This is a genomic window from Mycobacterium sp. E2497 (genome assembly GCF_001668695.1).
In the GTDB taxonomy this organism is placed as follows: domain Bacteria; phylum Actinomycetota; class Actinomycetes; order Mycobacteriales; family Mycobacteriaceae; genus Mycobacterium.
This window is the reverse complement of the sequence record NZ_LZKD01000242.1, coordinates 87,423-100,867: the sequence shown is the minus strand read 5'-3', so window position 1 is coordinate 100,867 and position 13,445 is coordinate 87,423. Positions and strand designations below refer to the sequence as shown.

At 66.4% G+C, this 13,445-nt stretch carries 8 protein-coding genes; 5 read left to right on the top strand and 3 right to left on the bottom strand.

Going from position 1 to position 13,445, the window contains the following annotated elements:
* From A5713_RS23225 to A5713_RS23205, 5 genes are all read left to right on the top strand, one after another.
* Positions 1 to 4,769 (top strand): non-ribosomal peptide synthetase (locus A5713_RS23225; protein WP_156752000.1); only part of this gene is annotated, 4,769 nt, incomplete at its 5' end.
* 22 nt (positions 4,770 to 4,791) lie between these two features.
* On the top strand, positions 4,792 to 5,373 hold the full coding sequence (locus A5713_RS23220) for a carboxymuconolactone decarboxylase family protein (protein ID WP_068098524.1): 582 nt from the start codon (positions 4,792 to 4,794) through the stop codon (positions 5,371 to 5,373).
* Between the two features lie 133 nt (positions 5,374 to 5,506).
* The gene (locus tag A5713_RS23215; protein WP_082973119.1) at positions 5,507 to 7,246 is read left to right on the top strand and encodes an AMP-binding protein; all 1,740 of its coding nucleotides are present in this window, start codon (positions 5,507 to 5,509) and stop codon (positions 7,244 to 7,246) included.
* A 56-nt stretch (positions 7,247 to 7,302) separates the two neighbouring features.
* On the top strand, positions 7,303 to 8,682 hold the full coding sequence (locus tag A5713_RS23210) for a hypothetical protein (protein ID WP_068098532.1): 1,380 nt from the start codon (positions 7,303 to 7,305) through the stop codon (positions 8,680 to 8,682).
* Between the two features lie 167 nt (positions 8,683 to 8,849).
* On the top strand, positions 8,850 to 9,914 hold the full coding sequence (locus A5713_RS23205; RefSeq protein ID WP_068098523.1) for a rhamnan synthesis F family protein: 1,065 nt from the start codon (positions 8,850 to 8,852) through the stop codon (positions 9,912 to 9,914).
* Between the two features lie 36 nt (positions 9,915 to 9,950).
* Here A5713_RS23205 and A5713_RS23200 read toward each other — a convergent pair whose 3' ends face one another.
* From A5713_RS23200 to A5713_RS23190, 3 genes are read right to left on the bottom strand one after another with little or no spacing between them, the layout of a single operon-like run.
* Complete coding sequence (locus tag A5713_RS23200) at positions 9,951 to 10,667, bottom strand: GAP family protein (protein WP_068098522.1); 717 nt, start codon at positions 10,665 to 10,667, stop codon at positions 9,951 to 9,953.
* Positions 10,667 to 11,896, bottom strand: a complete 1,230-nt coding sequence (locus A5713_RS23195; protein WP_068098521.1) for a glycosyltransferase — start codon at positions 11,894 to 11,896, stop codon at positions 10,667 to 10,669. The genes A5713_RS23200 and A5713_RS23195 overlap by 1 nt, the downstream gene beginning before the upstream one ends.
* Before the next feature lie 15 nt (positions 11,897 to 11,911).
* Positions 11,912 to 13,408, bottom strand: a complete 1,497-nt coding sequence (locus A5713_RS23190; RefSeq protein ID WP_068098520.1) for a condensation domain-containing protein — start codon at positions 13,406 to 13,408, stop codon at positions 11,912 to 11,914.
* Positions 13,409 to 13,445: the final 37 nt, after the last annotated feature.

Here is a 13,445-nt window from a genome sequence, read left to right as displayed (position 1 = left end):
ACTACCGCGATCCCGGTCGTTACCGCGCCCCGGCCACCCCCACCGAGGAGATCCTGGCCGCCATCTACGCCCAGGTCCTCGGCCTCGACCGGGTCGGCGTCGACGACTCGTTCTTCGACCTGGGCGGGGATTCGCTGGCGGCGACACGCTTGATCGCGGCGGTCAACGCCGGCCTGGGCGCCCACCTCGGGGTGCGGTCGCTGTTCGAGGCGCCCACCATCCACCAGTTGGCGCCGCGCCTCGGCAACGACGGGGCGGGGCGCACGCCGTTGACGGCGATCGAACGGCCCGCGGTGATTCCGTTGTCATTCGCCCAATCCCGGTTGTGGTTCCTCGACCAGTTGCAGGGGCCCTCGGCGGTGTACAACATGGCGGCGGCGCTGCGGCTGGACGGGCGCCTGGATGCCGACGCGTTCCATGCCGCACTGGGCGACGTGGTGGCCCGGCACGAAAGCCTGCGCACGGTCTTCATCGCGGCCGAGGGGACACCGCAGCAGGTCGTGATGACACCCGAGGAGGCCGACGTCCGGTGCGACATGGTCGACGCCACGGCGTGGCCGCAGGAGCGCTTGACCGAGGCCGTCGAGACGGTCGCCCACTACGCGTTCGACCTGGGAACCGAAATTCCCCTGCGCGCTTGGCTTTTCCGCACGGACATGGAAGAGCACGTGCTGGTGACGGTGCTCCACCACATCGCGGCCGACGGCCTGTCGCTCACGCCGCTGGTGCGCGATCTCGGCGTGGCCTACGCCGGCCGGTGCGCGGGCCAAGCCCCGCAATGGCGGCCGCCGGCCGTGCAATACGCCGACTTCGCGCTGTGGCAACGCGCGCATCTCGGCGACCCGGACGATCCGGACAGCCCCATCGCCGGGCAGCTGCGGTTCTGGGAACACACGCTGGCCGGGATGCCCGAGCGGCTGGTGCTGCCCACCGATCGGCCCTACCCGCTGGTGGCCGACCACCGCGGGGCGACCGTGGGCGTGCGGTGGCCGGCCGAGCTACAGCAGCGGGTGCGCGAGGCGGCGCGGGCGCACAACGCGACCAGTTTCATGGTCGTGCAGGCCGCGCTGGCGGTGCTGCTGTCGACGCTGAGCGGAAGCAGCGAGGTGGCCGTGGGCTTCCCGATCGCCGGGCGCCGCGACCCGTCGCTCGACGGCGTGGTGGGCTTCTTCGTCAACACCCTCGTGTTGCGCACGGATCTGGGCGGAGACCCGACGGTCGCGCAGCTTCTGGCGCAGGTGCGCGGGCGCAGCCTGGCCGCCTACGAGCACCAGGACGTCCCCTTCGAGGTGCTCGTCGAGCGGCTTCGGCCCACCCGCAGCCTCAGCCACCATCCGCTGGTGCAGGTGATGCTGGCCTGGCAGAACAACGACCCGACCGAGCTGAGCCTGGGTGACCTGCACGTCACCCCGCTTCCGGTGGACACCCACACCGCCCGCATGGACCTGACGTTCTCACTGGCCGAACACTTCAGCGACACCGGTGAACCCGCCGGGATCGGCGGGCAGGTGGAGTTCCGCACCGACGTGTTCGACACCGGCACCATCGAAACGCTGGTCAAACGCCTGCACCAGGTGCTGCTGGCCGTCACCGCCGACCCCGCGCGGCCGTTGTCGTCGATCGACGTGCTCGATGACGACGAGCGCGCCCGCCTCGACGAGTGGGGCAATCGCGCGGTCTCCACCCGGACGGTGACCTGGCCGTCGATCCTGGAGGCGTTCGCCGCCCACGTCGGCCGCACCCCGGACGCGGTGGCCGTCCGCTGCGGGGACCGCACGCTGACCTACCGCGAGCTCGACCGGGCCGCGAATCGGTTGGCGCACCTGCTCATTGACCGCGGGGCGGGCCCGGGCGAATGCGTGGCGCTGCTCGCGGACCGCTCGGCCGAGGCCGTCGTGGCGATCCTGGCGGTGCTCAAGACCGGGGCGGCCTACCTGCCGATCGACCCGGGGCTGCCGGCGGCGCGGATCGAGTTCGTCCTCGCCGACGCCGCGCCGGTGGCCGCGCTGACGACCGCCGGTCTCCGGTCGCGGCTGGACGGCTTCGACCGCCCCGTCGTCGACGTCGACGATCCCGCCCTGCACGCCCGGCCCGCGAGCGCGCCGTCGGCGACGCCACCGGCCGACGACGTCGCCTACATCATCTATACGTCCGGCACCACCGGTACTCCGAAAGGCGTTGCGGTCACTCACCGCAACGTCACGCAGCTGTTCACGCCACTCGACGCGCCGCTGCCGGCGGGGGGAGTGTGGGCGCAGAGCCATTCGCTGGTCTTCGACGTGTCAGTCTGGGAGATCTTCGGCGCGCTGTTGCACGGCGGGCGGGTCCTGGTGGTGCCCGACGCCACCGCCCGCTCCCCGGAGGACCTGCACGCGCTGCTGACCGCCGAAAACGTCAGCGTGCTCACCCAAACACCGTCGGAGGCCGGAATTCTGGCGCCCGAGGGTCTGGACTCGGCCGCCCTGGTGGTGGCCGGGGAGGCCTGCCCGGAAGAGGTGGTGGACCGGTGGGCGCCGGGGCGGACCATGCTCAATGTCTACGGCCCGACCGAGACCACGATGTGTGTGGCGATCAGCGCGCCGCTGGTCCCCGAGTCGGGAACACCGCCGATCGGTTCGCCGGTCCCGGGGGCGGCGCTGTTCGTGCTCGACGGGCGGCTGCGGCCGGCGCCCACCGGCGTGATCGGGGAGCTGTATGTGACGGGGGCGGGCCTGACGTACGGGTACGTGCGCCGGGCCGGTCTGACCGCGTCGCGGTTCGTGGCGTGCCCGTTCGGGGTGCCCGGGCAGCGCATGTATCGCACCGGGGACCTGGTGCGCTGGGGAGCCGACGGCCAGCTGCAGTACCTGGGCCGGGTCGACGAGCAGGTGAAAATCCGCGGGCACCGCGTCGAGCTCGGTGAGGTCCGCGCCGCGCTGGCCGCCTTGGCCGGCGTCGAGCAGGCCGCGGTGATCGCCCGCGAGGACCGCCCCGGCGACAGGAGGCTGGTGGGATACGTCACCGGGACCGCCGACCCGGTGACGCTGCGCGCGGCGCTGGCCGACCGGCTACCCGCCTACATGGTCCCGGCCGCGGTGCTGGCGGTGGACGCTTTGCCGTTGACGGTCAACGGCAAACTCGACACCCGGGCGTTGCCCGCGCCGGAATACACCGATCGGGACCGCTACCGCCCGCCGGCCACGCCGGTCGAGGAGACGCTGGCCGACATCTACGCCCAGGTCCTGGGCGTGCAGCGGGTTGGCGTCGAGGACTCGTTCTTCGACCTCGGCGGCGATTCACTGTCGGCCATGCGCCTGGTCGCGGCGATCCACACCACCCTGGGCATCCATCTGCCCGTGCGCGCGGTGTTCGACGCGCCGTCGGTGCGGAACCTGAGTCAGCAGTTCGACTCGTACGCACAAGATTTCGCGGCCGCACCCAAGATCGGTCCCAGCTTCGCCTCGGTGCACGGTCGCGACGCCACCGAGGTGTACGCGAGCGATCTGATGTTGGAGAAGTTCATCGACGCCGGGACGCTGGGCGGCGCGCCGTCGTTGCCCGGCCCGAGCGCTCAGGTGCGGACGGTCCTGTTGACCGGTGCGACGGGCTTTTTGGGCCGTTACCTGGCCCTGCAGTGGCTGGAGCAGCTGGAGCTGGTGGACGGCAAGCTGATCTGCCTGGTGCGGGCCGGCTCGGATGAGGAGGGTCGTCGGCGGCTGGAGAAGACCTTCGACAGCGGTGACCCGAAGTTGCTGAACCGCTTCCACGAACTCGCTGACGGCCACCTGGAGGTCATCGCGGGGGACAAGGGTGCGGCGAACCTGGGCCTGGATGAGCCGACGTGGCAGCGGTTGGCCGACACTGTTGATCTGATCGTGGACTCGGCGGCGCTGGTCAACGGCGCGCTGCCCTACAGCGAGCTGTTCGCCCCCAACGTCGCGGGCACCGCCGAGCTGATCCGGCTGGCGATGACGGCCAAACTCAAGCCCTACACGTATGTTTCGACCGCCAACGTCGGGGACGGGGTGGAGCCGGCCGCCTTCACCGAGGACGCCGACATCCGGGTCATCAGCCCCACCCGGACCATCGCCGGCGGTTACGCCAACGGTTACGGCAACAGCAAGTGGGCCGGCGAGGTGTTGCTGCGCGAGGCCCACGACCTGTGCGGGCTGCCGGTCTCGGTGTTCCGCTGCGACCTGCTTCTGGCCGATGTCACCTACGCGGGACAGCTCAACCTGTCGGACATGTTCACCCGGATGGTGTTGAGCATCGCGGCGACCGGTGTCGCGCCGCGGTCGTTCTATCGACTGGACGTCGAGGGCAACCGGCAGCGGGCGCACTTCGATGCGCTGCCGGTGGAGTTCGTCGCCGAGGCCATCACCGCCTTGGGCGCGCAGGTGATGCAGGGGTTCGAGACCTATCACGTGATGAACCCGCACGACGACGGGATCGGCATCGATGAGTACGTCGACTGGCTGGTCGAGGCCGGCTATCCGATCGAGCGCATCGACGACTTCGGCGAGTGGCTACAGCGGTTCGAGGCCGCCCTGCGCGAACTGCCGGAGCGCCAACGCCAACACTCGGTGCTCCCGCTGTTGTCGTCGCCCGGAACGCCGCAGGTCGAGCCTGGCGAGCCGGACCGCGGGTCGTTCGCCCCGACCGACCGGTTCCGCGCCGCGGTGCGCGAAGCCAAGATCGGCCCCCACAGCGACGATCCGGACATCCCGCGTGTGTCGGCGCCCGTGATCGTCAAGTACGTCACCGACCTGCAGCTGCTCGGCCTGCTCTAACGTACGTGCGAAACTGCATGTCATGACACCAGCGCGCGTGCCCCCATTGCCGCTCGAGGAAGCAAAGGCCGCCGCCGACGAGGCGGCCGTGCCCAACTACATGGCAGAACTGAACATCTTCCAGGTGCTGCTCAACCACCCGCAGCTGGCGCGCGCCATCAACGATCTGCTTGCCACCATGCTCTGGCACGGTGCACTCGACCCGCGGTTGCGCGAATTGGTGATCATGCGGATCGGTTGGCTCACCGCGTGCGACTACGAATGGACCCAACACTGGCGGGTTGCCTCGAGGCTGGGGGTCGCACCCGAGGACCTGCTCGCCGTGCGCGACTGGCAGGCACACGACGGATTCGGCGCAGTCGAGCGTGCCGTGCTGGCCGCCACCGACGACGTGGTGCGCTACGGCGCGGTCAGTGACGCGAGCTGGGCGAGCTGCCAGCGTGAGTTAAACGGTGACACAACGGTTCTCATCGAGCTTGTCACCGCGATCGGCGCTTGGCGCATGGTCGCATCGATCTTGCGGAGCCTTGCCGTCCCATTGGAGGAAGGCGTCGCGAGTTGGCCGCCGGACGGCCAAGGGCCGCAGCGCCGGCCGATCCGGTAGCTGCAAACGGCGAAAGTGTGCACCCCGCCCGGGGCCCCGATACCGCTTTTCGAGCAGCGACGACGACCCCATCACCATTAAAATCGCTGCCGAGGGCCCTGTGGGCATACGCGAAGGAAGGTAACGAGATACCGTGTTCGGCTCGTCTCTTCAGGACGTGCTGGGTGAACGTGCCAGCATGCAGCCTGATGATATCGCGTTCACCTTCGTCGACTACGAACACGATTGGGACGGCATTGTCAAGAGTCTCACCTGGTCTCAGACATACCGGCGCTCGTTAGACATCGCGCACGAACTCAGGTGCCGAGCGTCCAGCGGTGACCGGGTACTGATCTTGGCGCCGCAGGGACTCGACTACGTCACCGCATTCCTGGGGACGCTGCAGGCCGGGCTTATCGCAGTTCCACTCTCGGCTCCTGTTGGCGGCGCGCACGACGAACGTGTTGATTCCGTGCTGCACGACACATCGCCGTCGGTGATTCTCACCACATCCTCAGTCGTCGGCGATGCCGCGAAGTATGCACAGCCACACAACGGTGGGTCCGGTCCAGCACTCATCGAGGTTGACTCGCTGGATGCCAAGCCGCCCGGGGCCGTCTCGTCCCGGAGCCGTAGTCGTTCTGAGATTGCCTATCTGCAATACACATCCGGGTCCACTCGTCGACCCGCCGGGGTGATGATTTCGCACCGCAATTTGCTGGCGAACTTCCATCAAATCGCCTCGGACTATTTCCTGGAGTATGGGCAGCTGGCCCCGCCTGGCACCACCACCGTGTCTTGGCTGCCCTTCTACCATGACTTAGGTTTGATTCTAGGAATTTGCGCACCGATCCTGGCCGGAGTCCGCAGTGTGTTCACGACGCCGGTCGCGTTTCTGCAACGGCCAGCTCGATGGATGCAGTTGCTGGCCAGCCACAGTCGGGTTTTTTCGGCGGCGCCGAACTTCGCCTTCGAGCTGGCGGCGCGCAGGACCACCGACGAGGACATGGCCGGGCTGGATCTCGGCGACGTGATGATCATCCAGAGCGGGGCCGAGCGGGTGCAGCCCGCGACGATACGGCGTTTCACTGAGCGGTTCGCCAATTTCAACTTGCGAGACACGGTGGTGCGACCTTCCTACGGGCTCGCAGAGGCGACCGTTTACGTGGCGACCCGCGCTCCGGCTCAACCGCCACGAGTCGACCACTTCCGCGCTGAAGAACTCTCCGCCGGCCACGCGAGGCGGTGCGAAAGTGGAAGTGGGACACCGCTGGTCAGTTACGGCGTGCCGCGTTCGCAGACGATCCGTATCGTGGACCCGGCGACCAGTGTCGAGTGTCCCCCGGGAACCGTCGGCGAGATCTGGGTGCACGGCGAGAACGTCTCAACGGGTTATTGGCAGCGACCTGAAGAAACGGAAAGCACCTTCGGGGCAAAGCTTTCCGCGCCGTCCGCCGGCACACCGCAAGAGCCGTGGCTGAGAACCGGCGACTCGGGGTTCTTCTTCGACAACGAGTTGTACATCATCGGTCGCATGAAGGATCTGTTGATCGTGTATGGACGCAACCACTCTCCAGATGACATCGAGGCGACCATACAGAAGGTCACGCCGGGAAGGTGTGCGGCGATTGCAGTTCCGGATGTGGGAACCGAAAAGCTGGTGGTCATCCTCGAGATCAAGAAACCTGGCGATGCCGAGGAGGATCCTGTGAGCAAATGGCTCACGGTGAAGGGTGAAGTCACCTCGGCGATCTCAAACGCCCATGGCTTGGCGGTATCGGACCTGGTTGTGGTAGCGCCCGGCTCGATTCCCATCACCACTAGCGGCAAGATCAGGCGAGGGACGTGCGTAGAGCTGTACCGGCAGAATCAATTCGCCCGCCTGGACGCGTAGGTCGTGACGACCGAAACCGGTAGAAGCACAACAGCGGCGTGCCGGCGGCGATCGTGATGTCTCCGGCGCGAGAGCGCCGTCGGCGTCGCGCCGAGCGCGATGCTGTGGGGGATAACCGTCTGGCGCTCATCGATCAGATGTCGTTTCTTTCGGTCCTCGCCACCGGCCAGGGCACAGTCGTCCAATGCGTCTGGATTTACGAGCGCGCGATCGACTTCGACGGGCTGGAGCGCTTTCGCCGCAACCTTGGCTTCGGGTTGATGGGGCGGCGGATCGAGCGTTCTCCGCTGCCCTTCGCCCGTCATCGGTGGGTTTCATATCCGGCCGCGCCGGACCTCGATGTCGCTGAGCACGCCCGTCCGCGCAGCGAACTCAGCGCGTGGGTTGACGAACGCGCAAGGATGCCCGTCAACCCGGAATGGGGGCCGGCTTGGCATCTCGGAGTTGCGCCCTTCATGGATGGATCGACAGCCATCAGCCTGGTGGCATCGCATCTGGTGGTTGACGGACTCGGCTTTTGCCTGGCGATAGCCGATGCGGTCAAGGGCAACACCCGTGATCTGGGGTATCCGCAGCCACAGTCGCGCAATCGACTGGGGGCGGTGATCCAGGACGCCTGCCAAACCGCACGGGAAGCACCCCAGATCGCGAGGGCGCTTGCCGCGGCAGTACGCCTGGGGCGCCGCAGGGAGTCAGACATCGCCCGCGTGCGGGCGTCGAAACCGGTCGCCACTGAGCGGGGCAACGCGGATGACGCTCTGATGGCGCCGGCGATCACGATCTACGTTGCCCTCGATGAGTGGGACACTCGAGCGAAAGCCCTTGGCGGAACACGTAACGCGCTTTTCGCCGGGTTTGCCGCGAAGATGGCGGAGCGCGCCGGATGCCGAGCTGGCGACGGCAGCCCCGTCGCGATGTCGTTCCCGGTCAGCGAGCGCACGGAGGACGACACGCGCGCCAACGCGTTGTCATTTCTGATCGTCAGTGTCGACCCGGCGCATGCGACAACGGATTTGCGCGATATCCGACGCGCCATCAGCCAGGCGCTTCATACCCTGCGGGAGACGCCAGAGGAGTTGTTGCAGTTACTTCCGCTGGCCCCGTTGACGCCGAAATGGGCGATGAGAAGGTTGGCCGATGTGGCCTATGGCTACACCGACGTGGGTTGTTCGGCCATCGGAGACATCGACCCGGCAGTAGGCCGCCCGGACGGCACCGACGCAGGTCATGTCTTCATTCGAGGCGTGCGGCAACGCTTCGCGCGGCAGAGCTTCGATCGCCCCCGTGGCATCTTGATGGTTTCGGGGCGCATCGGCGGACAGGTTTTCATCACCGTCGTCGCCTACCAACTCGACGGCAAGCACTCGAACGGTGAGCTGCGCGAACTGGCGGCGCACACGCTGTCGGAGTTCGGCCTGACCGGCGTCATCGACTGAAGACCGGGCGGATTGTTCCTCGGGTCAAAGCGCCCGAGGCTCCCGATGTTTCGAGTAGATCGCTAAAGTCGATCCGTACCTAACGCCGATACTTTCTCGCGCCGGCAAGGAACGTTGCGAGTTCAAGTCACTCGGCGAACCATCGCGCGGGAAGCTATGGGGGCATCGTGAAAGTTCTCAGTACGCTGCGCACCGCAACCGAGAGCGCCTCCGCTGCCGCGCGCTACCGCCGCGACGGCGAGGCGTTGCGCTTCGTTTGCGAAACCCACCAGGAGCTTTCGCCGCAGCCTCCCGCCGGCCGCCGCACGCTGGTTCTTTTCGCGCATTTCGACCCCGAGGGGATCGTCGATCCTTACGTCGCCTATTACCTGAAAGCGCTGCACGGTCTCGGAGCAACGATCATTTTCGTCTCCGGATCGCCCGCGCTTACGCCGGAGTCGGTCGCTTCGATCCGCCACCTCTGTGCCGGCATTTACACCCGCCGCACGCTTTCCCTCGACTTCGGCAGCTGGCACCTCGCGTGGTGCATTCTCCGACAACATGGCTGGTCGCTTGATCAGTTCGACCGGTTCGTCATCGCCAACGACAGTGTGTACGGTCCACTGTTTCCCATACAAGAAATGTGGAACGCGTTCCACGATGCCGACATGTATGGCCCTATCGAAAACGCCGAATGGATCCCACACCTGCAGTCCTTCTTTGTGGTCTGGGACCTCAACTCGCGTACCCGCCCGTTTCTCAACGACTTCTGGACCGACTTCCGGTACCTCGTCGTCAAAGGGCATCTGATCTGGGAATACGAGGTCGGGTTGTCCAGGCGTGCTCGTCAAGCAGGGCTGCGCATCAAAACGCTGGTCTCTCCCGCCAGTGTCAAAGCGGCGCACGGTCGCTCACCGGCGCATCAGTGGGCCGGCATTCTCTCCGGCGGGCCCGTCAACAACACCCTGTACTTCTGGGACGGCCTGATCGAGCACCTCCGGTTCCCCTTCCTGAAGGCGAAATTGCCTCGGCAAAACAAGCCGTGGCACGACTCCATGGCGCACCTGGGCGACTTCATCCAGCAGCACACTGCTTACCCGTACGAGTTGATCGAATCCAACCTGGACAGGCTCGGCTGCGGACCGCATTCCTGGGTAAGGCCCAGCGGCTACGCGGTGCTCGCGAACAGGCTCTTCGTTAATGAGTCCGCACGGTTAGTGGAGGCTATCCGGGGCCGGGATTCGTATCGCTGAACCAATCGGCGGACGGCGGCGCATGAAGCAGGACCGCTAGCTCATCCCGTTGGCCACCAACAAGACTCCCACCGCGGTGACAATGATGGCCACGATCCGCCGGCGGCGAGGCCGCACCCAGTCGTGCAACCGCAGCATCGCCGCTTTCGTGTGCGCCGGCGTGGCCCAGTAGCTGATGAGCGGAATTTCGATGATCGCAAGGTTCACGGCCACGAACATGATGACAGCGCTGATCTGCATGCCGATGGGGCCGCCCGAAGCCATGGTGACTGCGAGTGCGACCGGATACTCGGCGGCGGGAAATCCGGAGCCGAGCCCGACCACAAACGGCACAGACAAACGCTCGCCTTCCAGCACATTTTCGGCGCGGCCCCGAAGCCGTGCGAACGTGTTCGGTCCATCGGCCCCCGGTAGCGTCGCCGGGGGAGCGCCGCCCGAGACCTGCGTTCGCCGGACTGAAAAACCCACGGCGGTCAACGCCGTGACCGATAGCATGGCCAGACCAATCCCAACTTGAGCATGTCGGGCAGCGGGGCTTTGGCCCAGGGCCGACACGCTTTGGATGAACGCCGGCGCAAAGCCGCGCACCCCTATCAACGCAGCCAGGCCCGTCGTGATCCCCGTTATCGTGGCTCCGAGCCAGAACGTGAACAGGTTGAGCATGGGCCGCGGCCGCGAAATCAGGACAAGCGCGATGCCGAGACGGATGGGGTTGGCCGCCGCGAAAATTGCCAGCGCGAGAACGATGTGCATCAGCCGAATTGGCCTCGCTTGGCGGCGTTTTCCAAGAGGTCCGCTGCGGCCGTCGCGCTGACCGAGGGCTTGGTCATCCTGGCGGCCACTTCGCGGGCTCGAAGGACATATTCAGGCCTGAGGATGGAACGCAGGCTCGCTACCAGCGACTCTTCGGTGACGCTCGAGAGACGTTGGGCAGCACCGACGTTCATTCGCTTGACGACCGCCCCCCAGAGCGGCTGCTCGTTCCTGATCCAAAGGACCAACGTGGGGACGCCGGCCCGCATGCTCGCGGCCGTGGTGCCTGCGCCACCGTGATGGACGATCGCGCGGCAAGCGGGAAAGACGGTCGCATAATTCAGTGCCCCAACCATTTTGACGTGGTCGACACCGGTTGCGCAATCCCAACCGTCCGCGCCAGAGTAGATCAACGCTCGCTCGCCCAATTGCGCACACGCCGCGCTGATCATGGCAACTGTGTCGGCGTGCGACCGGACCGGCGTACTGCCGAAGCCGAAGTAAATCGGCGGTGTTCCGGCAGCAATCCACGACAAGACTTCCGCGTCGACAGCCGTCGGTAGCTCCAGCGTCAACGCCCCGACGAAGGGCCGCCGGTCACCCCACTCCGCCCACTCGGCCGCCAGCCCGGGAAAGAGGAAATCGTCGTACGCCTGGATCTCAAGCGATCCGCTTTCCACGATCCGTCGCGTCGAGGACCCGATTGCCTTCGGCAAGCCCAGCCTGCGGCGCTGGTCCAGTTCGGCGGTCTTCGTCACACGCCAGTACCCCGACCAGAACGCCGCAACCGCGGAGCGGATCAACGGCGACGGCACGCCGGGAAGAAGCCGGCCGTTGACCCGCATCGGCATCCAGTGCAGGCACGCCAACGGAATACCCTGGTATTCCGCAACATTGGCGGCCAGTCCCTGCTGTGCCACGGCGCTCAACAGCAGATCAGCCCCGTGCGTGAGCGACGCCAGCGTCGAACCCATGTCCGCCCATGTCTGGCCGAAGAACCCCTTCGATGTGGACAGCAACCGGATCGGATTCGTCTTCTTGCCGAAGAGCACGTCCCGCGTGTCCGGTCCATAGTCGACCGCCGTAATGCCGGCCGACGCGGCCAGGCCGCGCAGGTCGGGCGGCACCGCCATGCGCACTTCGTGCCCTCGGCGCAGCAGCTCCCGACCGACCGCGGCGTGCGGCTCGACATCGCCGCGCGACCCGTAGACGGCCAGAGCGAACTTCATCTGCAATCCCTTGCCTCAGCCGAACGGATGTGCAAGCCGCTTCGCCGGTTGGGAGGGACCCGAGCCGGACCGGCGTTTGCGGGGCTCGGGTCGACAAGCCGACTGCTGCTGGGCCGCAGCGCCGTTGCGCGGCGATGCCACCGCGTGGCCGCCGTCCGCGACACGGGTGTACACGGATTTCATCGCCGCCAGATAGCGATGCACCGATTTACGGGCGATCGGATTATCGGGGAACAACACGATTGCCTGGGTTTCGTTTTCGAGCCGATTCACCCGGATCGCCACTTGCGACGGGATTCTGCCGTCGTGGTAGAGCCTGGCGTTGACACCCTCCAGGTGTGCATTGGCGAGAGCGGACAGGGGAGGAACACCGGCATCGAGGAAAAACAGTAAGGGAGCCCCCCGTTGCGGCATTCGCAGCCACGGCGCCACCTCCACGACGCGCTCGATCGGCACGTTCGCGAGGTCTTTGCCGGAATCGAAGGACTCCTGAGCGGCGCGGGCGGTGTCAGCGAAGGAGCCGGTCACCGGGACGGTCAACGGAACGAAGCCGACAAACCAACCCGTCGTCAGCAGCTCGGCCCGAGATCTGCGGGTATCGACCGGAATCACCCCGTGATACGTTCCGGTGCCGGTCAATTCGTGTTCCGCCAGGCCGGCGCAGGCGAACACACCACCACTGAAACGCGCGCCCGCCGCCACGCAAGCGGATTCGAACCGGGCGGTTTGTTGCTCGTCCAGCAACTGCACGCTCAACATGTCGCACGGGACCGGCCCCTCACCCAGCGGCAGGGGGAATTGCGGCAGGGTACCGTCGTTCTCTTCGAAGAAGTCGACCCAGCGCCGCACTTCGCGCGATTCCAAGGTCAGCGCGGACAACTCTCGATGTTGTCGAACGCAGTAGTCGTCGTAGCTGCCTGCCTCGGGGAGCGGGAGCGGAGCCCTGCCGGCCACCAACGCGGCGTACATCAGGTGGATCTCGGCGAATCCCACGCCCACGAACATCGCGTCTATGTGGAGGTGGTCGACACATAGGCAAAAGGTGAAGTGGTCCTCGCGCTGAATGACGATGAAGCGGAAGGAATCCCAACACAGCGGATTTGGGGTGTCCAGGGCGAGGCTTCGCACTTCGGCCGAAGTCATCACACCGTGCTTGACCGGGGCGAACTTGATACCGCCGGCTTCGCTTATGGTCCGCCGGACGATGCGTCGGTCATCCGCGAACTCGAACCAACTGTGGTAGGCGTCGTGCCGGCGCAGGTGCGCGTTGATGACGTGCGTCATGACGCGGATGTCGCACCGACCGGGTATGTCCCAGCCGGCAGTGAGCAGCCGTGACATATCGATTCCGCGGGCGGCATTTTCGCTGAAGCGACGCAGGTGTTGGGCCTGCTGGTAGCTGGGGGGTACCGTACTGATCGGCGCCTGCCGGGCTTTCTCGAGCGACGCAGGTGATGCCTGCCAACTCACGACGGAACCCGGAGCCGGCATCCACTGGTGGATGGGTCCCACTTCGACTTTCCCTACTAGAACCACGATTCCTCCCCTA